The sequence below is a fragment of the Pseudomonadota bacterium genome (assembly GCA_011049115.1).
In the GTDB taxonomy this organism is placed as follows: Bacteria; Desulfobacterota; Anaeroferrophillalia; order Anaeroferrophillales; family Tharpellaceae; genus DSCM01.
On record DSCM01000083.1, the window covers coordinates 1 to 20,258 of the forward strand.

23 protein-coding genes are annotated in these 20,258 nt (G+C 54.6%); 8 read left to right on the forward strand and 15 right to left on the reverse strand.

Annotated elements, in window-relative coordinates:
- The 6 genes from ENN66_06780 to mqnC form a co-directional block, all read left to right on the forward strand.
- Window positions 1-1,799, forward strand: a 1,799-nt coding sequence (locus ENN66_06780; GenBank protein HDS16304.1) for a phosphoribosylformylglycinamidine synthase, incomplete at its 5' end; no start/stop codon positions are given.
- A 6-nt stretch (window positions 1,800-1,805) separates the two neighbouring features.
- On the forward strand, window positions 1,806-2,612 hold the full coding sequence (gene purQ / locus ENN66_06785) for a phosphoribosylformylglycinamidine synthase I (GenBank protein HDS16305.1): 807 nt from the start codon (window positions 1,806-1,808) through the stop codon (window positions 2,610-2,612).
- A gap of 102 nt (window positions 2,613-2,714) precedes the next feature.
- Complete coding sequence (locus ENN66_06790) at window positions 2,715-3,665, forward strand: TAXI family TRAP transporter solute-binding subunit (GenBank protein HDS16306.1); 951 nt, start codon at window positions 2,715-2,717, stop codon at window positions 3,663-3,665.
- Window positions 3,666-3,774: 109 nt separating this feature from the next.
- Window positions 3,775-4,605, forward strand: coding sequence for an MBL fold metallo-hydrolase (locus ENN66_06795; protein HDS16307.1), 831 nt, complete (start codon window positions 3,775-3,777; stop codon window positions 4,603-4,605).
- Window positions 4,606-4,825: 220 nt separating this feature from the next.
- Window positions 4,826-5,908 (forward strand): aminofutalosine synthase MqnE, encoded by a 1,083-nt coding sequence (gene mqnE / locus ENN66_06800; protein HDS16308.1) that lies wholly within the window; start codon window positions 4,826-4,828, stop codon window positions 5,906-5,908.
- Window positions 5,905-6,951 carry a dehypoxanthine futalosine cyclase gene (mqnC, locus tag ENN66_06805; GenBank protein ID HDS16309.1) on the forward strand — a complete coding sequence of 349 codons (1,047 nt, stop codon included), beginning with the start codon at window positions 5,905-5,907 and terminating at the stop codon, window positions 6,949-6,951. The genes mqnE and mqnC overlap by 4 nt, the downstream gene beginning before the upstream one ends.
- Before the next feature lie 74 nt (window positions 6,952-7,025).
- On the opposite strand, the gene ENN66_06810 is transcribed toward mqnC, so the two are convergent.
- The 13 genes from ENN66_06810 to ENN66_06870 form a co-directional block, all read right to left on the reverse strand.
- Window positions 7,026-8,306, reverse strand: coding sequence for a phosphopyruvate hydratase (locus ENN66_06810; protein HDS16310.1), 1,281 nt, complete (start codon window positions 8,304-8,306; stop codon window positions 7,026-7,028).
- A 134-nt stretch (window positions 8,307-8,440) separates the two neighbouring features.
- Complete coding sequence (gene glgC / locus ENN66_06815) at window positions 8,441-9,661, reverse strand: glucose-1-phosphate adenylyltransferase (GenBank protein HDS16311.1); 1,221 nt, start codon at window positions 9,659-9,661, stop codon at window positions 8,441-8,443.
- Window positions 9,662-9,798: 137 nt separating this feature from the next.
- A complete protein-coding gene (locus tag ENN66_06820; protein HDS16312.1) occupies window positions 9,799-10,275 on the reverse strand; it encodes an ATPase P in 477 nt (158 codons plus the stop codon).
- Window positions 10,276-10,298: 23 nt separating this feature from the next.
- A complete protein-coding gene (locus ENN66_06825; protein HDS16313.1) occupies window positions 10,299-10,736 on the reverse strand; it encodes an iron-sulfur cluster assembly scaffold protein in 438 nt (145 codons plus the stop codon).
- 29 nt (window positions 10,737-10,765) lie between these two features.
- Window positions 10,766-11,725 carry a radical SAM protein gene (locus tag ENN66_06830; GenBank protein HDS16314.1) on the reverse strand — a complete coding sequence of 320 codons (960 nt, stop codon included), beginning with the start codon at window positions 11,723-11,725 and terminating at the stop codon, window positions 10,766-10,768.
- Window positions 11,722-12,021, reverse strand: a complete 300-nt coding sequence (locus ENN66_06835) for a DUF59 domain-containing protein (GenBank protein HDS16315.1) — start codon at window positions 12,019-12,021, stop codon at window positions 11,722-11,724. Before ENN66_06835 ends, ENN66_06830 begins: the two co-directional genes overlap by 4 nt.
- 107 nt (window positions 12,022-12,128) lie before the next feature.
- Window positions 12,129-13,007: a (4Fe-4S)-binding protein gene (locus ENN66_06840; GenBank protein HDS16316.1), complete on the reverse strand. Its 879-nt coding sequence runs from the start codon at window positions 13,005-13,007 to the stop codon at window positions 12,129-12,131.
- A complete protein-coding gene (locus ENN66_06845; GenBank protein ID HDS16317.1) occupies window positions 13,004-13,855 on the reverse strand; it encodes a (4Fe-4S)-binding protein in 852 nt (283 codons plus the stop codon). The genes ENN66_06840 and ENN66_06845 overlap by 4 nt, the downstream gene beginning before the upstream one ends.
- Window positions 13,856-13,978: 123 nt before the next feature.
- On the reverse strand, window positions 13,979-14,263 hold the full coding sequence (locus ENN66_06850) for a hypothetical protein (protein ID HDS16318.1): 285 nt from the start codon (window positions 14,261-14,263) through the stop codon (window positions 13,979-13,981).
- A 175-nt stretch (window positions 14,264-14,438) separates the two neighbouring features.
- Window positions 14,439-14,795: a dinitrogenase iron-molybdenum cofactor biosynthesis protein gene (locus tag ENN66_06855; protein HDS16319.1), complete on the reverse strand. Its 357-nt coding sequence runs from the start codon at window positions 14,793-14,795 to the stop codon at window positions 14,439-14,441.
- Window positions 14,786-15,172 carry a dinitrogenase iron-molybdenum cofactor biosynthesis protein gene (locus ENN66_06860; GenBank protein HDS16320.1) on the reverse strand — a complete coding sequence of 129 codons (387 nt, stop codon included), beginning with the start codon at window positions 15,170-15,172 and terminating at the stop codon, window positions 14,786-14,788. Before ENN66_06860 ends, ENN66_06855 begins: the two co-directional genes overlap by 10 nt.
- 142 nt (window positions 15,173-15,314) lie before the next feature.
- Window positions 15,315-15,917 carry a nitroreductase gene (locus ENN66_06865; protein ID HDS16321.1) on the reverse strand — a complete coding sequence of 201 codons (603 nt, stop codon included), beginning with the start codon at window positions 15,915-15,917 and terminating at the stop codon, window positions 15,315-15,317.
- 126 nt (window positions 15,918-16,043) lie between these two features.
- The gene (locus tag ENN66_06870; GenBank protein ID HDS16322.1) at window positions 16,044-16,919 is read right to left on the reverse strand and encodes an ATP-binding protein; all 876 of its coding nucleotides are present in this window, start codon (window positions 16,917-16,919) and stop codon (window positions 16,044-16,046) included.
- Between the two features lie 418 nt (window positions 16,920-17,337).
- Here ENN66_06870 and ENN66_06875 point away from each other — a divergent pair, with 418 nt between their 5' ends.
- Entirely contained in the window at window positions 17,338-17,757 is a 420-nt protein-coding gene (locus tag ENN66_06875; protein ID HDS16323.1) for a DUF3842 family protein, read from the forward strand.
- Complete coding sequence (locus tag ENN66_06880) at window positions 17,750-17,953, forward strand: CooT family nickel-binding protein (protein ID HDS16324.1); 204 nt, start codon at window positions 17,750-17,752, stop codon at window positions 17,951-17,953. Before ENN66_06875 ends, ENN66_06880 begins: the two co-directional genes overlap by 8 nt.
- 163 nt (window positions 17,954-18,116) lie before the next feature.
- Here ENN66_06880 and ENN66_06885 read toward each other — a convergent pair whose 3' ends face one another.
- Both ENN66_06885 and ENN66_06890 read right to left on the reverse strand, forming a co-directional pair.
- Window positions 18,117-18,800 carry a TIGR00730 family Rossman fold protein gene (locus ENN66_06885; protein HDS16325.1) on the reverse strand — a complete coding sequence of 228 codons (684 nt, stop codon included), beginning with the start codon at window positions 18,798-18,800 and terminating at the stop codon, window positions 18,117-18,119.
- A gap of 56 nt (window positions 18,801-18,856) precedes the next feature.
- Window positions 18,857-20,230, reverse strand: a complete 1,374-nt coding sequence (locus ENN66_06890) for a PFL family protein (GenBank protein ID HDS16326.1) — start codon at window positions 20,228-20,230, stop codon at window positions 18,857-18,859.
- Between the last annotated feature and the right edge of the window lie 28 nt (window positions 20,231-20,258).

Consider the following 20,258-nt stretch of genomic DNA (forward strand, 5'->3'; position numbering starts at 1 on the left):
CTGGTATTCCGACAACGCAGGGTTTTTTATGTTTTCATCCCGGCTACAAAGGGAAACCGCTGGTTTTTGTCGGCACCGTAGGTTTGTTGCCGCGGCGCACCGAAGCCGGCCGTTTAAGTCATGAAAAGGCGGCCCGTCCCGGAGATCTGGTGGTTATGGTTGGTGGCCGGGTCGGTCTTGACGGTATTCATGGGGCGACCTTTTCTTCGGAGGCCCTGACCGGCGGCAGTCCGGCGACTGCGGTTCAGATTGGTGATCCGATTACGCAGAAAAAATTTACCGACGCGATCGTGAAAGAGGCCCGGCAGCGCAATCTGTACAGCAGTATTACTGATAATGGAGCCGGGGGAATTTCCTGTTCGGTGGCCGAAATGGCGCGTGAATGTGGTGGTTGCCGGGTTGATCTGGAAAAGGTGCCGGTTAAATATCCGGGCATGGCCCCCTGGGAAATCTGGATCAGTGAATCCCAGGAACGAATGACCCTGGCCGTGCCCCCGGAAAAATGGCCGGAGCTCGAGACCTTGTTACGGCTGCGCGGGGTCGAGGCGACCGTTATCGGTGAGTTTACGGCCAGTGGTCGTTGTAAGGTCACATTCGCGGGGGAAATGGTCATGGATATGGATCTTGATTTTCTCCATAACGGCCTGCCTCGGAAACAATTGCATACCCGGGCCTGGCCTCGGGCCCTGGCGCCCGCGATCCTGCCGCAAGCTTTGCCGCTACCTGAGCTTTTTATCGCCATGTTCGGCCGCCTTAATCTGGCCTCGCACGCTTATGTCACAACCCAGTATGATTTTGAAGTTCAGGGCGGAACGGTTTTAAAACCCCTGCTCGGGAAAAACCAGATTGACGCTTTTACAACCGTGGTTCAGCCCCTGCCGCATTCGGAAAAAGGGGTTGCCCTGTCGCAGAGTCTTTATCCGGCGGTCAGCGATCTGGATACTTATGCTGCGGCGGTCATGGCGATTGATACTGCGGTTCGTAATCTGCTGGCGGTGGGTACGCCGCTGGGCCAGATTGCCCTGCTGGATAATTTCTGCTGGTGTTCCTCCGACGAGCCCGAACGGCTCTGGCAGCTGAAGGAATGCGCCCGGGCCTGCTATGAAACCGCAGTTGTTTACGGAACCCCGTTTATTTCGGGCAAGGACAGCATGTATAATGACTTTCGCGGTTTCACGGAAGCTGGGCAGGCGGTTTCGATTTCGGTGCCGCCGACCATTTTGATTTCCTCGATCGGCGTGCTTCCTGATGTCGCCCGGCTGCGCACCTTTGCCTTGGTACGGCCCGGTGATCGTCTCTATCTTCTCGGACGCAGCGGCAAAGCTCTGGGCGGCAGTGAATATCTGGCCCTGTTAAGAGAACGCGGCCTGGTAGCGAAGGAGACTTCCGGCCTGGTGCCGGAGTTTGATCCGGCGACGGCGTTGCCGTTGTATGAAAAGCTTCAGGCCTGGCTTGAAGCCGGCCGATTGCGCTCGCTCTATCCCCTGGCTCAGGGGGGGCTGGCTCTGGCTGTCGGCAAGGGCGCCCTGGCTGAAGGCCTGGGGCTGGCGCTTGAAATTCCTTTGGCGGAGCGTCCCGATCTCTTTCTTTTTAATGAGTATCCAGGTCGTTTTCTAGTCAGTCTGGCTCCGGAGTTGAGTGCCGCCCTGGAGAATGATTTAGCTGATTGTGGTTGTCTTGCTCTTGGAGAGGTGCTGGCGGAGAACCGAATTTCAATCCGGCAGGGGGGCGAGCTTTGTTTCGTTACGGAGATTGAAGCCCTGCTCACGGCCTATCGCTCGACCTTTGCCGGTTTTTAGGAGAACATAATGGCGTGTCCGAAAGTTTTATTGCTGACCGGTTACGGGATCAATTGTGAAGAGGAGACCGCTTATGCCTTTCAGGCTTGCGGGGCTAAATCCGCGATTGTTCATGTCAACGATCTGATTGCCGCCCCGGAAAAACTTGCCGATTACCAGATTTTTGTCGTTCCCGGGGGGTTCTCCTATGGCGATGACACCGGTTCGGGAAATGCACTGGCCAATAAAATGCGGCATTCCCTCTGGGAAGAACTGATGGCCTTTGTCGCGGCGGATCATTTGGTTTTGGGTATCTGTAATGGTTTTCAGGTGCTGGTCAATCTGGGTCTGCTGCCGGGTGATGGTGACTCCAGTTTCGGGAGTCGTCGCGTTGCCTTGCTCGCCAACAGCTCGGCTCGCTATGAGTGTCGCTGGGTCCACCTGGCGAAAGGTGAGTCGGACTCGGTTTTTTTGCGCGGGGTTGAGTCTCTGTTTCTGCCGGTGGCTCATGGTGAGGGGCGTTTTTTTTGTGCCCCGGAAACCCTGGCCGAACTTCAGGCACAACGTCAGGTGGCGTTGCGTTATGTGGATGATCAACAACAGCCGGCCCGGGGAGTTTTTCCGGTCAATCCCAATGGCTCTCTGGATGATATCGCCGGGCTGAGCGGAGCCCGGGGGCGGATTTTGGGGCTGATGCCGCACCCGGAGAGAGCTTTTCGTTTAAACCACTTACCTGACTGGCCTTTACGGGCGGCGTTGGATCCGGGACTGGACTGGCGTGGACCTGGGCCCGGCCAGGTGATTTTTGCCAATGCCGTAAGTTATTTCTCTTGAGTCAAACCCTGGTTTTGCTCCGGGTCTGATTTTAAAAAACGGACTAAATGTTCGCTTCCGAAAAAATGACGAAGGAGAGAACGATTGAAAAATTTTATTCTGATGATTTACTGTCTGGGCTCAGCCCTGATGGTGTTGCCGGATGAATCAGGGGCGCGAATGCAGTTCGTCGCAATCGGAACCGGCGCTGTGAGCGGCGTTTACTATCCGACTGGAGAGGCCCTCTGCCGCATGATTAATTCAAAGTCCGGAGATTATAAGCTTAAGGCTACAGTGGAAGCGACCAGCGGCTCGGTCTACAATATCAACGCCGTTGTTAATGGAGATCTTGAGTTTGGTCTGACGCAGTCGGATCGGCAGTATCAGGCGGTCAGCGGCAAAAATGAGTGGGAAGCTGAACCCCGGAAAAAACTGCGGGCGGTTTTCAGTCTTCATCCGGAAGCCGTTACTTTGATTGCCGGCGACGACAGCGGCATTGATTCTCTGGCCGCGATGAAAGGCAAACGTATCGGGGTCGGCAATCCGGGCTCGGGCCAGCTGGGTAATTCACGCGACGCCCTGATGCTTGCGGGCTTGGATGAAAAAGGTGATATCCAGGCTGAGTATATTCAGGCGGAGGCGGCCGCTGGTGCTTTGCAGGAGGGACGTATCGACGCTTTTTTTTATACGGTGGGTCACCCCAACGACTCTGTCCGGGAAACCACCGAGGGACGGATCAGAGTGCACATAGTTGAAATAGCCGACGTGCAGCCCCTGATTGCCAGGTACCCTTATTATGCCAAGACCTGTATTCCGATGAGTTTTTATCCCAAGGCTGCTAATCAGACGAAACAGGTCGCCACGTTCGGGGTGAAGGCCACCCTGGTGACTTCCGCCGATATTCCGGATGAGATAGTGTATGTCCTGGTCAAGGAAGTCTTCTCTAATCTTGAAGAATTCAAAAGGTTGCATCCGGCCCATTCGGTTCTGACCAGGGAAAACATGTTGGAAGGGCTTTCCGCCCCCCTTCATTCCGGGGCCGTCAGATATTATAAGGAAGCCGGTTTGATGTGACGAGCTCCAGTTTAGTTTAAAATTGTCCGCGTCATTTTGACGGCAGCCGCGGCGGGGTTGGCGGTGGATACAGATCCGCATGGTTACATCCGGTGGGGAGAAGGTGCTGATGAAGTGTAGAATTACGGTTTTATGTGAAAACTCAGTGGGAATGCCCTTTGGCGGGGTTGGTGAGCACGGCTTTTCCTGTTTTATCGAAACCGGTCAGGGGAACTATCTTTTTGATACCGGTCAGGGGTTGGGAATTTCCGGAAACGCCCTGGCTCTGAAAAAAGATCTGGCTTCGTTGCGGGCGATTATGATCAGCCATGGACATTATGATCATACCGGCGGTTTGCCCCAGGTTCTGCGCCAGTGTGGTCGGATTCCGGTGTATGCCCATCCGGAGATTTTTATCGAGCGTTTCTGGGGTGAGCTGCGACGGGATATAGGGATTCCTTTTCGCCGCAATTATCTTGAGTCCCTGGGGGCCGATTTTCGCTTTTCCCGGGAGTTGCGGGAACTGGCTCCCGGCCTTTTTCTGACGGGAGAGATTCCCCGGCGTAATGATTTTGAACTAGGTGATGAGAACATGGTCGCGGTTACTGCCGATGGTCGGGAACTCAGGCCCGATCCGATCAACGATGATCTTTCACTGGTGCTGGATTCCGATCAGGGCCTGATCGTTATTTTAGGCTGCGCTCATGCCGGAATGGTCAATATTCTTGATTATGTCCGGGAAAAATTCAACCGTGAGCGGATTTACGCGGTGATCGGCGGCACTCACCTTGGCTTTTCCAGTCCTCTGCAGTTTGAGCGGACCCTGGAAGTCATCGATAGCTACCAGATCGAAAAACTGGGCGTCTCGCATTGCACCGGACTCGAGCCGGCGGCCAGGCTTTACGCTCGCATGCCGGAGCGTTTCTTTTTCGCCTGTGTCGGCGCCGTGCTGGAAGCGTAGTCTAAAAAGTCAGCTAACTTTCAGCGTAGTTGATTTCGGCATGTATGACGACGCGGAAATTAGAATATGCGGGATGGTCGAATCGTTTCAAAATCAGATGTAAATCTGCATAACGAAGACGAATTGGTTTGGTCTGTCTGGTAAACCTTTAGTAATGGTTTATACGGTCACTCGCGGCCGGTATCTGAATGAGTTTGTAAAGTAGTCAAGGATTAAGCTTTTGGACAATTTTAGGAAAATCGCCGAAAAACGCCGGGCCGGAGAGCGCCTGAGCCGGGCCGACGCCCTTTTTCTTTATGAAGAGGGCGATTTTTTCGCTCTGGGCAAACTCGCTGCGGAAATCAATCAACGCCTCAATGGCGACGTGGTTTACTACAACATCAATCGCCATATTAACCCGACCAACATCTGTGTCAATCAATGTCGTTTCTGTGCTTACAGCAAGCTCAAAGGCGAAGCCGGGGCCTACGAACAGCGGATCGAGGAGATTCTTTCCGAAGTCAGGCAAGCCGAGGCCGCGGGCATTCGGGAATTTCATATCGTTGGCGGGCTGCATCCGGATCGGCCCTTTGCCTGGTATCTTGAGCTTTTACAAAGCCTGAAAAAGGTTCACCCCACAATTGTTCTCAAGGCCTTCACCGCCGTCGAGATTGATTATTTCGCCCGCATCAGCGGACTTGAAGTCAGTGCTGTGCTGGCCGCGCTCAAGGAGGCTGGTCTTGCGGCGATGCCCGGCGGCGGAGCCGAGATTTTCAATCCTGAAGTACGCAACCGTATCTGTCCCGAAAAGATCAGCGGCCGCCGCTGGCTGGAGATCACGGCCCAGGCCCACGCGGCCGGAATCCCCACCAACGCGACGATGTTGTACGGACATGTGGAAAGCCTGGCCGACCGCATCGATCATATGGAGGAGCTGCGTTGTCTGCAGGATCGGACCGGTGGTTTTCAGGTCTTTATTCCCCTGGCTTTTCACGCCACCAATACCGACATTCGTAAAAAGGGCGAAACCAGTGCCATTGATGATCTGAAGACCTTGGCCATTGCCCGTCTTTATCTGGATAATTTTCAGCATATCAAAGCTTACTGGGTGATGCTCGGTGAAAAAATTGCTCAGCTCGCCCTGCTCTTTGGGGTCAATGATCTGGACGGAACGGTTATCCGGGAGCGGATTACCCATGCCGCCGGGGCCAGAAGTGCGACCGGGTTAAGTGAGGACCATCTGCGTAACCAGATCATTCGGGCCGGACGCCGGCCGGTGGAACGGGATACCTTTTATCGACCGGTGTCAGGGAGTATTGCATGAAAGAGGGCAGATTGAATCGCGAGCAGGCTTTGGCGCTTTATTTAAACGCCGATCTGCTCGATCTCGGGGCTCGGGCGCAGGCGCTGCGGCTGCGCCTGCACCCGAAAAAACGGGTGACCTTTGCGATTGACCGCAATATCAACTATACCAATATCTGTGTTTGTCAATGTCGTTTCTGTGCTTATTACCGCAAACCCGAAGACGCCGAAGGTTTTGTCATCGATGAAATCACGCTTAAGGCCAAGATCGAGGAAACCCTGGCCTTGGGCGGCACGCAGATACTGCTTCAGGGCGGACTTCATCCGCATCTCGAGATCGACTATTATACCGGGCTTCTGCAGACCATTAAACAGAATTTTCCGCAGATTCATATTCACGGCTTTTCTCCTCCGGAAATCGCCCATATCGCCGACCTTTCCGGTCTCGGTCTGCAAGAGACCCTGTTGCGGCTGCGGGCCGCCGGGCTGGGCTCGATTCCTGGTGGTGGGGCTGAGATTCTGGCTGATCGTGTTCGTCGCCGACTCAGTCCCAACAAGATCGGCCGGCGGCGTTGGCTGGAGGTTATGGAGACGGCTCATAATCTCGGGCTGAGAAGTACGGCGACAATGATGTTCGGTTCCCTGGAAACCCCGGAGGAGCTGATTGAGCATCTGTTTCGCGTACGTGAGGTGCAGGACCGTACCGGTGGTTTTACAGCCTTTATCCCCTGGAGCTTTCAGCCGTCTAATACCGCTTTGGCGGAGGAGGTGCCCCTGGCCGCCACCGGGATTGACTATCTCAGGGTTTTGGCTATTTCCCGTCTGGTTCTTGATAATATCCTCAGCCTTCAGGCTTCCTGGGTAACGCAGGGGATGAAAATGGCCCAGGTGGCCCTTTATTTCGGGGCCAATGATTTCGGCTCGACCATGATCGAGGAAAATGTCGTCGCCGCCGCCGGGGTTCATTTTTCTATTTCTCTGGAGGAAATGCTTGATACGATTCGCGAAGCCGGTTTTCAGCCGGTGCAAAGGGATACGCTTTATAACGAGCTGAAGGCGTTCTGAGCCGGATAAATCGTGTAAAAAAGGGCCTTCTTTTTTTTGGGAAGGCCCTTTTTTACAGCTTGCTTGGCGTTTTATTACAGGTTGTAAAAAACCTCACGGCCGAGAAAGTCGGCCTGGCAACCGAGGTCGCGTTCGATCCGCAGAAGCTGGTTATACTTGCAGATGCGGTCGGTGCGGCAGGCCGAGCCGGTTTTGATCTGGCCGGTATTGAGGGCCACCACCAGATCGGCGATCGTGCTGTCCTCGGTTTCTCCGGAGCGATGTGAAACCACGGCGGTATAGCCCGCCTTTTTGGCCATGGCGACGGTATTCAGGGTTTCGGTCAGGGTTCCGATTTGGTTCAGTTTAATCAGAATCGAGTTGGCCGAGCCTTCCTTGATGCCGCGGGCCAGGCGTTGCGGATTGGTCACGAACAGGTCGTCGCCGACCACCTGAATCTTTTTACCGAGTTTTTCCATCATCAGCCGCCAGCCGGCCCAGTCATCTTCATCCAGGCCGTCCTCGATGGAGACAATCGGATATTTGGCTACCAGGGCGGCATAGAAATCAACCATTCCGGTTGCATCCAGGGCCTTGCCCTCGGCCGAGAGCCGGTAGCTGCCGTCTTTGTAAAAAGAGCTGGCGGCGGCGTCGAGAGCGATGACAATGTCTTTGCCGGCCCTGAAGCCGGCGGCGGCGATAGCCTCGACAATTAATTCCAGCGGTTCTTCGTTGGATTTAAGGTTCGGGGCGAAGCCGCCCTCGTCGCCGACTGAGGTATTGTAACCTTTGCTTTTAAGCACCTTTTTCAGCGCGTGAAAGGTTTCGGTGCCCATGCGCAGGGCGGCGGCGAAATTCTCGGCCCCGACCGGCATGATCATGAATTCCTGAATGTCGACATTGTTGTCGGCGTGCTGACCGCCGTTCAGGATGTTCATCATCGGCACCGGCAGCAGATGAGCATTGACGCCGCCGATATACTGGTAGAGCGGCAGTCTGCTGACCTCGGCCGCGGCTTTGGCTGCGGCCAGGGAGACCCCAAGCAGGGCGTTGGCCCCGAGCCGGCTTTTGTTTTCGGTGCCGTCGAGCTCGATCAGACTCAGGTCAAGTTCGCGCTGCCGGGTGGCGTCGAGGCCGATAATGCGATCGGCGATTTCACCTTTGACATTGTCAACCGCCAAGCTCACCCCTTTGCCGAGGTAGCGCTCTTCATCACCATCTCTTAATTCAACCGCTTCATGGATACCGGTCGAGGCCCCCGAAGGAATCGCGGCCCGGCCGATGACCCCGCTTTCCAGGGAAACTTCGACTTCAATGGTGGGATTGCCCCGTGAATCAAGAATTTCCAGCGCTTCTACATCAACAATAAAAGACATGCGGCATTCTCCTTTAGGTTAGAACAGCGGTTTTGGTTGCCCGGTCATGAGCTTGCCTGGCAAGAAAGCGTCTTTTTACAATCAGCAAGACCGTAACCGGACAGAGCGGGATGCTTATGCGAAAAAAATATGACTTAAAAGACGGTTCCCTTGGGGACCACCACTACCCCGCCGGGAGAAACCGTAAATCTTTGCCGATCCTTTGCCAGATCATAACCGATCTCGGCTCCGGGTGGAATCTGCACCCCTTTGTCGATGATAGCTTTACGAATTCGCGCTTTACGACCGATCTGCACCTGGTGCATGAGAATCGATTCATATACCTGTGAAAAACTGTTGACCCGGACCCCGGGCGAGAGGATTGAGCGCTCGACCAGGCCGCCGCTGATGATGCTGCCGTTGCAGACCAGTGAATCCAGGGCGCGGCCGACGCGCTGCTCGCGGACGTTGGCGAAAACGAACTTGGCCGGCGGCATCTGGGCCTGATAGGTGCGCAGGGGCCAGTCGGTATCGTAGAGGTTAAAGGTCGGGTCAACCCCGGCCAGGCTGATGTTGGCTTCCCAGTAAGCGTCGATGGTGCCGACATCACGCCAGTAATCGGCGTCGCGTTTATTGCTGTCGCAGCCGAAAGGATAGGCAAAGACACGTTCCTGCGGGTAGAGGGCGGGAATGATATCCTTGCCGAAATCATGGCTGCTGTTTTCGTTGCGGGCATCGGCTTCAAGTATTTCTTTCATCAGCGCAAAATTAAAAATATAGACCCCCATTGAAGCGTAGGCATGATCGGGCTTGCCGGGAATGGTCAAGGGGGTTGCCGGTTTTTCCTGAAAGCCGATTACCCGCTGGCTCTCATCCACCTGAAGTACTCCGAAGCCGTCGGCCTCTTCGCGTTTAACGGTGATCGCGGAAATCGTCAGGACGGCGTTGTTGGCTTGGTGAAAGGCCAGCATTTTGCCGTAATCCATTTTGTAGATATGGTCGCCGGCCAAGACCACAACATATTTAGGTTTGATTATATCGAGGGAATAAAGATTCTGATAAATGGCGTCGGCCGTGCCCTGATACCATTGTTCGCCGACTCGCATCTGCGGGGGGATTTCGTAGATGAACTCACCCAGCTCGGGATTGAAAATACTCCAACCCGCCGCCAGATGGCGCGAGGCGGAACCGGATTTGTACTGGGTCAAAACGATAATTTTGCGGATGTGGGAATTGAGGCAGTTGCTCAGGGAGAAATCGATGATCCGGTACTGCCCGGCGAAGGGGACGGCCGGTTTGGCTCGATCCTGGGTCAGAGGGCTTAAACGCTTACCTTCACCGCCGGCCAGGACTACGGCAAGAAGATCATTCAACATCGACGTCCTCCTTAATCAATTCTGGTATGTAGAAAAACCGTGAATTATTTTTTAGCAAAGCAGGACTGCAAATGCAAGGTTGAATTTCGCGTTAAGAAGAAGTGGGGCCGGGATAGCGGTTCGGCTAAAAGGATTTATTAATTGCGCAGCCCTGCAAGCAGACGCCGGGGGTGCAGAAAAAGCTCCAGGGCGGCACCAGGATCGGGAACCAGCAAGTCGGCGGCCGTCAGGGCCAGGCGGTGTGCTCCTTCGCGACCGAGGACACAGATTCCGATGGCCGCTTCGGCCAGCATCAGATGGTCGTTATAGCCGTTGCCGAGGACGGCGTGGGTGGCGACGCCCAGCGTTCTCAGGAAGTCGCGTTTGGCGACGGCGCCCGGAACTCCAGCCGGCATGGCGATTAGTTTTACCGGCAGTTCGGCGAAGGTTAGAGCCGCCGTGCCGAAAGTATCGGCGGTCATGATATAAAGGTTCAGCCTTTCCGCCAGTTGCCGCAGCCCCACGGCCACGCTTGCGTCCAGTCTGCCGTCGACGGTCAGGGTGCCGTTCATGTCACAGAGCAGGCCTTGCAGTTCAAGACGAATGCCGCCGGGGATATCGAGAGCCAGACTCATTTTGAGCTTTTTGCCTCAGGATTTTATAAGGTTGGTTTTCGCGGAACCGAAAAAGGCGTGCAGATTCGCGCCATGATATAGTTATGGACGGCGTTGCGCAGGGCTTCGGGCCCCATCAGGGAACAGTGGATCTTTTCTTCAGGTAGCGAGCCTAAATGTTCGACGACATCGTCCCCGGAAATCAGCATGGCATCATCCAGGGGCTTACCGGTAATTAATTCGGTAAAGGCGCTGGTCGTGGCAATGGCGTAAGGGCAGCCGGCCACCATGGCGGTGGCTCGGGTAATGCGGTCGTTATTGATTTTCAGATAGAGTTCGATATAGTCGCCGCAGCCGGGGTCGCCACCCTGGCCCATGACCGTGGCATCGGGCATCACCTCAAGGTTGCGCTGGCTTTTAAAATAATCTTTGACCTTTTCGTTCACACCCGTCTCCGTTTTTGTTGGTTCCGGTAGCTTTATCCGGACAAGGGAAAGTTAAGGCCTGCCGATCAAATACTCTGGTAATAGCGCCGGCCCTCATGATCGAGGGGCTTGATCTGCTTTTTCTCAAGCAGCAGCGAGATTATTTTCAGGACCTCGACCCTTTTTAGGCCCATGGCTTTTTCCAGATCCGCCAGTGTGCAGGGGCGGCGTTTCAGGGTTTCGATGATTAACTTTTCACTCTTTTCAAGGCCGCAGGTTTGCGCACCGGGGTATGAAAACGGCGCGATGATTTCCGCAGGCGGTGTAAAATGCGAGGCCCATGCGGCCAGGAATTCGGCGCTGACCGCTTGGGCGCTGCTCAGCACTCCGGGGCGGACGACGGTGTTAAGCTGAATCCTATCGGGCATAATTTGTTTTGCGGCGGCAATCAGGCGGAAAATCTCTTCGGGGTTGTCATTAAATCCCCGGCAGAAGAGAATTTCCAGCCAGATCTGCCCGCTGAATTCACGGCGCAGGGCGATCAGGCCGGCGATGATCTTTTCATTATCCAGTTCAGGGGCGGGGCGGTTAAGTTTTGCGAAAATCTCCTGGCTGACCGCATCCAGGGAGGGTAAAATCAGATCGACCCCAAGGGCCGCTTGGCGGACAGCAAGATCTGAAAATAGGGTGCCGTTGGTCAGCAGGGCGATCGGAGTCGTGGTTTTTCGGCGCAAAAGCTCGACCACCTGTGGCAGGGCGGTGTTAAGAGTCGGCTCCCCGGAGCCGGACAAGGTGATGTAGTCGATTCGGTTTTCCAGAGGGTTGAGATCGAAAAATCGGTTGATTTCTTCTTCCAGGACGGCGTAGGAAACATATTCTTTCCTCTCGGTCATTGGCTGGGCGGTTTTCCCGAGTTCGCAGTAGATGCAATTCAGTGTACAGGTCTTGAACGGGACTAAGTCGATGCCAAGCGAGAGTCCGAGCCGTCGGGATGGAACCGGACCGAAGAGATGGGATGATTTGGGACTCAAAGGTAGTGTACTCAGGTGTCGGAGAGAAACTCTTCGATCTCCTGTTTGCGTTTATGGTTATTAATCAAAAAATGAATCGGCACCCCGGGAGCTGCTTCCTGCACGGCCTGCTTAATATCACTGCCGAGCTTGAAAATCAAGGGGCAGACGTTTGAAGAGGGGCTCAGGCTGAGATTGATGCCCTTTTCATCAATCTCAAGGCCGTCAAGTAAGGGCAAGTCTTCCAGGCGCATCCCGGTCGAGGGGTCGCGGAGTGAACCCAGCACCTTTTGCAGGTGGGGTTTTAATTCCTTTTGAGCCGTTGTCGTCATGGCGAGTCCTTCATCTTGTTTTTGCAATGCCGCGCGGTTTTGCTCGGTCGGGGTTCTTGAGCTTGGGGCAGCCTACCCGAAGGCGGAGCTTTTCAAAGCAAAAAACATTACTTTTCCTGCAGCGCCATTTCAACCTTGCGCCACATTTCGCGGACAATCTGATTGATTAAGCCACAGTCATATTCAATGATACTCTGGCGTGCGACCTGAGCCCGATTGACCACGGTGTCCAGCGGAATTTCGCCGACCAGAGGGAGCTCATTTTTGGTGCAGTAAGCGCGGATCTTTTCCGTGTTGAGCAGGTTCAGATCAAACCGATTCACGCAAACCATCGCGGGAATGTCGAAGTGTCGGCAAAGCTCATGCACCCGCTCCATATCGTGAATGCCGGAAAGGCTGGGCTCCGTGACAATCAGGACCAGGTTAACCCCGGTAATAGCGGCCGTAACCGGACAACCAATTCCCGGAGGGCCGTCGTTGATCTGGAGTTCCAGGCCCTCCTGCAGGGCCAGCCTGCGGCTCTGACGGCGTACCAAGGTGACCAGCTTACCGGAGTTGTCCTCGCCGATTCCGAGACGGGCATGAACCATTTTCCCGGCCCGCGTGGCTGAAATAAACCAGCGGCCATTAATGCTTTCAACCATGCCGATGGCGTTTTCCGGACAGACGTAAGCGCAGAGGCCGCAATTATCGCAGGCAAAGCTATTGATCGTAAAACCTGTGGCTTCGCTGAAATCAATTGCCCCGAAACGGCAAAGACGCCGACATTCACCGCAGGCGACGCATTTATCCTGATTCAGTACGGGGCTGCGACCTCCGCTAAAATCGGCACTGGAGATTTCCTCGGGCTCCAGAATGAGATGCAGATCGGCGGCATCGACATCACAATCGGCCAGAATCTTGTTTTCAGCCAGCGTTGCAAAAGCTGCGGTTATGGTGGTTTTGCCCGTGCCGCCTTTGCCGCTGATAATGGTCAGTTCTTTCATTTGCTCACCTCCGCGACAATCTTTTCGTAAAGTCCGACAAAGGCTTTTCGCAGGTCCGGATTGCTGATGACCGCAGCTAGACCCCGGGAGTAGGCAAAGGCCAGATCGCGATTAAAAGGAATTTCAAGTAAAATCGGCAGCTTCTCCCGGTTACAGTATTTAACGACTTCATCATCTCCGCTGTCAGACCGGTTGATGACAATTCCGCAGGGGATTTGAAGCTGCCGGGCGACGCCAACGGCCAGTTTCAGATCGTTGAGGCCGAAAGGGGTTGGCTCGGTGACAAAAAGGCAGTAATCGCTGCCCAGCATGGTCTGAACCATGGGGCATGAGGTGCCGGGGGGAGCATCCAGAATCGCAAAGCGCTCCGGGTCGATCAGCTTTTTGAGCTGTTTGATGACCGGTGGGCTTAAGGGGTTGCCGATCTGTGAAATTCCTTGAGCAAAAAGCAGGCTTTCGGCCCCTGGTAGGCCGGCATGTCCCAGTTCCAGGCAGCCGATTTCTTTGCCGCCTTCGTGGATGGCTTTTTTAGGGCAGACGTAAGTGCAGGTGCCGCAGCCGTGGCAGAGCTCGGCAAAGAACATTACCTTTTCGCCAATCACGGCCAGGGCGTTGAACTCACAGGCTTTCGCGCATTGTCCGCAGCGGTCGCAGAGTTTTTCATCAATCTCCGGTATCGGGATGGTGACCTCGCGCCGCTCGCTGATGGTGGGCTTGAGAAACATATGGCCGTTAGGTTCCTCGACATCGCAGTCAAGATATTGTGCGCTCGAAGCAGACAGGGCCAAGTTGGTGGCGATAGTGGTTTTACCGGTTCCACCTTTACCACTGGCAATCGTGATAATCATAAATTATCCCTTGCGGTTGATGTTCAAACGGAACTGTCGAGCAGTTCTGGGCTGCATTTGAGCCCGGGACTCTGAGGTTAAAGTTTTCCTGATAACCTCAGGGCGCCCCGGCCCAAATTAAGTTTATGGTTTTGTGCCCCGGCCGCGTCCGCCACCGGCTCCGCCGCCACCGCCCTGGCCGCGTCCGCAGCCGCGGGGTCGGCCGCCACGGCCACGTCCCATGATTTCTTCATCGCGGTCAGCAGGGGTTGAATTATCAAGATTTTCGGGGTCTATTTTTATCAGTTGATCGCTTACGGTCTCCGCTGTTTGCGAGGCGGATGACTTCCCCGCCGGTCGGCAGCGACCAAGGCCGCGTCCGCTTTGCGGGCCTTGGTTCAGAGGCCCCTTACCATCTAATCCGGGCATGGTGATCTCCTTTATTATTGACAGGTTACGGAAAATCAGGGGACCCGACTCCGTTTTCCCGCAGAAATCAGGTCAACTCACAGTTTTCCCTGAGGTTCACGTCTACGCTGAACAGTTTCAACAGGTTGATGTGGCGTCAGGCCTTTTGCGGCCGGCCTCCTGAGAACCGCTGGAGTTAATATCTCTGAATCGCGTATTCCTTGAGGTTTCCGGCCTGCCATTTAGCGATAGTTTCAGCCAGAGGAAGATCTGCGGGAGCGAGCAGCATTTTGACCTTGGCGCTGTTCAGAATCTGGGCCGCCTTGGGGCCGAACTGACCGCTGATCACAACCTCGACCCCGCGGTCGAGCAGCGCCTGTGAAGCCCCGGTTCCGGCTCCTGAGGCGGCCTTGATACCGCTGTTTTCAAACCATTCATACGCTTGAGTATCGCTGTCGTAAACTGCAAAATAAGGACAGCGGCCAAAACGCATTTCCAGGGTGGCATCATTTCCGGCCTTGGTCACGCTGATTGCAACTTTCATTATTGACATCCTCCATGTTCGTGGTCATGATCGTGACTGCAGCCTGCGGCCCCTGAAATTTCGCCGGCAAGGTAAGCTTTGAGAACGTTGCCGACTCGACCGCCGACTCCGGTGACCACTTCAATCCCAAAAGCATTAAACATCTCAATGGCTTTCGGTCCCATTCCCCCGGCGATTATGGTATTGACTTCCAGGGAGTTGATAAAGCGTGGAACCTGTCCCGGGGTATGCTGTTTGAAATAGGGATTCTCGACGATTTCGCTGGCCTTGATTTCGCCGTTTTCATCGACCTGAGCCAGGACATAGGCCGGACAGCGGCCGAAGTGCATGCTCATTTCTCCGTCAAGGCCAAGCATGTCATCGGCCGCGAGAGCAATCTTTTTCATTGTTTGTTCCTCCTGATGTTCTTATGGTTAGCTAACTCTTGTCCCCGAAAAAAGCTCCGCCTCGGATTGTTCGCCCAAGTAGAGGCGGCGCTTTTTTCGGGAGTTAAAATATCTTTTTAGGGAGCGGATTCCCGCCGCATCCTTACATGTCTTCTCCCAGAAAGCAGAGATTCTGTTCGTCACCGGAAACCCAGCCGTTTTCATAGCGATTGCTGAACACAAACTCACACAGAGGTTTGCGGGTCGGGGCTGTTCCCCCCTCTTTGAGAGGGTAGCCGAGAGGCACCATGGAAACTACCTTCACTGAATCCGGCAGGTTCAGGATGTTGCCGGCCGCCTCAGCATCGAAAAGACCGAGAATCACCGTACCCAGCCCCATGGCATGAGCCGCCAGAGAGATATTCTGGACCGCCAGCCCGACATCGAAAAGATACCAGTTGTCACCCTTGCTGGTTGCGGCCTGGCCTTTGTAAAAACCAGAGGTGCCGAGTTTGCCGCAGGCGACGAGCAACACCGGGGCATTCGCGGCCGCCTTGCGGGCCGGATTGCCTTCGGGCAGGGTTTCGGCCAGTTTTGCCTTTGTCGCGGTGTCTCTGACGATAACAAATTCCCAGCACTGGGTATTTGCCCAGGAGGGAGCTAGGCGGGCGGCCTGCATCAGCTCTTTGAGCTGCTGGTTGCTGACTTCCTGTTCGGTGAATTTTCTGACACTGCGACGTTGAGCGATGCATTCCAGAGTTTCCATCCAGTTACCTCCTGCAGTAATTTTACTTGTCGTGACACGGCTTGATTGAGTCAATTCTTACAAGCAGTATAAACCTTTTTCGCGGGAAAAACAACCGTAGCTTTTTGTCACTGTTTCCGCAAGCCTTTAGGCGTTGACGGAGGTTTCAATTTTCGCCACGATCTCTTTGAAAACCGCCGCTGCCGGGGTGTCGGGAAAGGTCGTGACAAAGGGTTTGCCGGCATCTCCCTGGATGACAACCTGAGGATCAAGGGGAACCGCTCCCAGAAAAGGTACCTGAAGATCCCCAGCCGCCTTACGGCCGCCACCTTGTTTAAAAAGATCTATGGATTGCCGGCAATGGGGGCATTTGAAGCCGCTCATGTTTTCGACGATGCCCAGTACCGGAACCTCGATCTGCTGACTGAAGACCACGGATTTACGCGAGTCGAGCAGGGCCACGTCCTGGGGAGTGGTGACGATAATGCTGCCATCCAACGGCTTGATCACCTGGGCCACGCTCAAAGCCTCATCCCCGGTTCCCGGCGGCAGGTCAACAATCAGAAAGTCAAGTTCGCCCCACTGCACATCCGCGACGAACTGGCGAATGACCGTATGTTTCAACGGGCCGCGCCAAACAATCGGATTATCCTGGTTTTCAAGGAGAAACGCCATCGAGACCACGGTTAGGTTTTCCATGGCAGGTTCCGGAATAATGCCGTTTTCACCAGCTTGCAGGCGTTTGTTGTCGAGGCCCAGCATCTTGGGGATATTGGGACCATGAATGTCGGCGTCGAGCAGTCCGACTCGATATCCTTGTCTGGCGAGACAGACCGCGAGACTGACCGCAACCGTACTTTTGCCGACTCCACCCTTGCCGCTCATGACCACCAGGCGATGTTTGATGTGGGAGAGACGGGAATTTAAAACCTCTTCCTCACGGGCTTTTTTTTCTTCCGCGGAACATTTTTCGGAACTGCTACAGCTGCCGCAGGTCGCGCCGTCACTACATTTTTCACTCATTAGTAAATCCTCAGGTTGTTGAAATTACAGAAAAATACATCAAAAAAAAGACGAACTCAAAAATCATGTCCGCATAAAACCATTAAAAACGTGAGGCCTCACATAAGATAGCACTGAAAACTTTCTTGTCAAGAGGCAAATTACTGGATTGAACTGAAATGAATGGCTTTCGAGAAGGTGCTTTATGTGGCGTCGCGAACCGTTGCCGTGATTCTGGGTTGCGACGTTCTTTTGTAACCACAATGTGCGCTAAATTTTTATTGGTTTTTCAGGTTGCGAAAAGTTTAACTCTGGCATAAGATACCCGATCTGAATTACCAATAGCGCTGCCTGAGGTAAAGCCGGGCGCGGGATGAGGAAAACGTGGTCTGCGGGAAGTCTTTTCCCGGGCAACATTATTCAATGAGGGCATTAAGTGATGCGGGTAGCGGTCGTAGACGGTCAGGGCGGAGGGATCGGTAGTGCGATTATCCGGCGTCTGAAAGAGGAGTATGGCGAAAAAGTTGAGGTCTGGGCACTGGGAACCAATGCGATAGCCACTTCCGCCATGATGAAGGTTCGGGCTAATCGTGGAGCCACCGGTGAGAACGCGATTGTTCGTTCCGTGGGGCGTGCGGATATCGTGGTCGGGACGATTTCTGTCATTATGGCCCACGCCATGATGGGAGAACTGACTCCAGCCATGGCTACAGCCATTGCCTCCGGGCCGGCGAAAAAATTTCTCCTTCCCCTGAATCAGGAAAATGTCGAAGTTGTCGGGGTGCAGAGGGAGCATTTGCCGGTTCTGATCGATAATCTGATTTTTTTGATCAATGAGGAGCTGAGCAAAAATGTGTGAAGCAAATGCCTATCTTGAGCAAGATGGCCGGGAAAACTTGGTTATGGAGGGGGTTTATATTCTGAAACCCGAGGGAGGCAAGATTCTGCTGGAAAATATTTTCGGGGAACAAAAACTTGTTGATGCCGCACTCCGTCGCATCTCCCTGATGGAGCACAAAATCATTTTAGTACCTGACAGTTCATTCTCGGTTTAAAAAACAAGAAGATGAACTGATGAGAGTGCTTCTTTGTGACCAGCGGAAGCTCCGTCAGGTGCGGGCCGACAAGGCCGTTTGGGTTGGGGGGCTTATTCCCGCATTCGAGTGAAGTCTTGGGCTTGCGCCTTTTTTGCGGCCCCAAGCCTGAGGCGAGGTTTTTTTATTCGTACTCGGGTCTTTCGAAAATGTACTGTCTGACGATGTCGACCACTTCTTCAACATCGTCACTGACCTGAAAAAGATCGAGATCGTCTTCCGCGATAAGTCCGGCGCTCACCAGTTCATCCTGAAACCATTCCGTCAGATTGCGCCAGAAGTGGGAACCGTAGAGAATGATGGGAAAAGGTTTGATCTTGTTGGTTTGAATCAGAGTCAGGGCTTCAAAGGTTTCGTCCATGGTGCCGTATCCACCCGGAAAGACCACGAAAGCGCGGGCGTACTTGATGAGCATGACCTTGCGGACGAAGAAGTATTTAAAGGAGACCAGACGAGAGGTGAACTCGTTTGGTTTTTGTTCCATCGGCAGAGTGATATTCAGGCCGATGGAAGTGCCCCCGGCTTCCTTAGCGCCGCGGTTGGCGGCTTCCATGATGCCGGGGCCGCCCCCTGTAATCACGGTGATCTTCTCCTTGGCCAGGAGATTGCCCAGATAGAGGGCCTGTCGATAATCAAGATGCTCGGGACTGGTTCGGGCCGAACCGAAGACCGAAACCGCCGGTCCTATGCTGGCAAGCTGTTCGAAACCTTCAACGAACTCTGCCATGATTTTAAACATTCGCCAGCTTTCTTCCAGCTTGAAATCGTCAATCAGATACTGATCTCGTTTATCAATGTTTTTAATCATGCAACCAGCCTCATTCCGGCCCTTTTAAATGTCTGCGTCCGCGGCGCGGGTTGAAATCAATTTCTGAAACTTGTGACTGGTGCAGGAATCTGCCCCTTGCGCCAGATAAAGTAGTCGCTGCTTTCCTGATGCAGCGGTACAATCCAGGCCTCGCCCAGAAGTCCGCCCCAGGAAACCATATCACCGGCTTTTTTGCCGGGCACCGGAATCAGGCGCACGGCCGTGGTTTTATTGTTCATGACTCCGATGGCCAGCTCATCGGCGATGATGGCCGAGATCGTCGTGGTCTTGGTGTCGCCGGGGACCGGAATCATATCAAGTCCGACGGAGCAGACCGTGGTCATGGCTTCGAGCTTGTCGATGGTCAGCGCTCCGCACCTGACCGCTTCCGATAGACCGATATCCTCGCTTACCGGCACAAAAGCCCCGCTCAGGCCGCCGATGTGACTGGAGGCCATGAGACCTCCTTTTTTAACGGCATCGGTGAGCAGGGCCAGGGCCGCAGTGGAACCGTGAGTGCCGACTCTTTCCAGGCCCATGGCTTCAAGGATGCGCCCGACACTGTCGCCGACCGCCGTCGTCGGGGCCAGGGAAAGATCGAGTGAGCCGAAGCGTACGCCCAGGTCGCGGGCCAGTTCACGCCCGACGAGCTCGCCGGCCCGAGTGATCTTGAAGGCGGTTTTTTTGATGAGCTCGGCAATCTTATCCAGGGGCAGGTCCCGCGGGGCGGCCTCTACCGTGCGTCGCACGACGCCGGGGCCGGAGATTCCGATATTCAGGACGTTGTCGGCTTCCTGCACGCCATGAAAGCCACCGGCCATGAAGGGATTATCACTGACGGCGTTGGCGAAAACGACGAACTTGGCGGCTCCGATGGCGTTTTCGCTGTTTAAGGCCAGATCCCGGATCACCGAGCCGATTTTGGCGACCCCCCGCATGTTGATTCCCGACTTACTGCTGGCCAGATTAATGCAGCCGCAGATTTTTTCGGTTGAGCCCAGGGCTTCCGGAATCGCGTCAACCAGAGCCTGATCGGCGTAGGTCATGCCTTTCTCCGCCAAGGCGCCAAAGCCGCCGAGAAAATCAACCCCGACCTCGTGGGCGCAATGATCCAGCAAATGGGCAAAACGCACCACTCGGAACCGGTCTTCTTCGGCATTCCCGGTCAGGGCTCCGGCCAGAACCAGGGCCGCCGGTGTAATCGTCAGGCGTTTGTTGATGATTGGAATTCCGAAGCGGGCATCAACCTGTTCCGCTCTTTTAACAAATTGCCGGGCGGTCGTTATGATTTTTTTCTCGACCCGGCGGCAGAGCTGATCGAAGTCGTCCGCAGTACAGGGCAGCAGATTGATGCCCAGAGTCACGGCCCGAATATCGAAATGCTCCTTTTCGGTCATGCGGTAGGTTTCGTAAATTTCTTCCAGGGACACGTCTAATGGCATTTCGCTTTTTCTCCCG

Coding starts and splice junctions, on each gene's coding strand:
- ENN66_06790 (HDS16306.1), top strand. CDS start 2,715: ATGATTTACTGTCTGGGCTCAGCCCTGATGGTGTTGCCGGATGAATCA.
- mqnC (HDS16309.1), top strand. CDS start 5,905: ATGAAAGAGGGCAGATTGAATCGCGAGCAGGCTTTGGCGCTTTATTTA.
- ENN66_06835 (HDS16315.1), bottom strand. CDS start 12,021: ATGACGACAACGGCTCAAAAGGAATTAAAACCCCACCTGCAAAAGGTG.
- ENN66_06870 (HDS16322.1), bottom strand. CDS start 16,919: ATGAGTGAAAAATGTAGTGACGGCGCGACCTGCGGCAGCTGTAGCAGT.
- ENN66_06880 (HDS16324.1), top strand. CDS start 17,750: ATGTGTGAAGCAAATGCCTATCTTGAGCAAGATGGCCGGGAAAACTTG.
- glgC (HDS16311.1), bottom strand. CDS start 9,661: ATGTTGAATGATCTTCTTGCCGTAGTCCTGGCCGGCGGTGAAGGTAAG.
- ENN66_06860 (HDS16320.1), bottom strand. CDS start 15,172: ATGAAAAAGATTGCTCTCGCGGCCGATGACATGCTTGGCCTTGACGGA.
- ENN66_06875 (HDS16323.1), top strand. CDS start 17,338: ATGCGGGTAGCGGTCGTAGACGGTCAGGGCGGAGGGATCGGTAGTGCG.
- ENN66_06885 (HDS16325.1), bottom strand. CDS start 18,800: ATGATTAAAAACATTGATAAACGAGATCAGTATCTGATTGACGATTTC.
- ENN66_06810 (HDS16310.1), bottom strand. CDS start 8,306: ATGTCTTTTATTGTTGATGTAGAAGCGCTGGAAATTCTTGATTCACGG.
- ENN66_06850 (HDS16318.1), bottom strand. CDS start 14,263: ATGCCCGGATTAGATGGTAAGGGGCCTCTGAACCAAGGCCCGCAAAGC.
- ENN66_06840 (HDS16316.1), bottom strand. CDS start 13,007: ATGAAAGAACTGACCATTATCAGCGGCAAAGGCGGCACGGGCAAAACC.
- ENN66_06845 (HDS16317.1), bottom strand. CDS start 13,855: ATGATTATCACGATTGCCAGTGGTAAAGGTGGAACCGGTAAAACCACT.
- ENN66_06820 (HDS16312.1), bottom strand. CDS start 10,275: ATGAGTCTGGCTCTCGATATCCCCGGCGGCATTCGTCTTGAACTGCAA.
- ENN66_06855 (HDS16319.1), bottom strand. CDS start 14,795: ATGTCAATAATGAAAGTTGCAATCAGCGTGACCAAGGCCGGAAATGAT.
- ENN66_06795 (HDS16307.1), top strand. CDS start 3,775: ATGAAGTGTAGAATTACGGTTTTATGTGAAAACTCAGTGGGAATGCCC.
- ENN66_06865 (HDS16321.1), bottom strand. CDS start 15,917: ATGGAAACTCTGGAATGCATCGCTCAACGTCGCAGTGTCAGAAAATTC.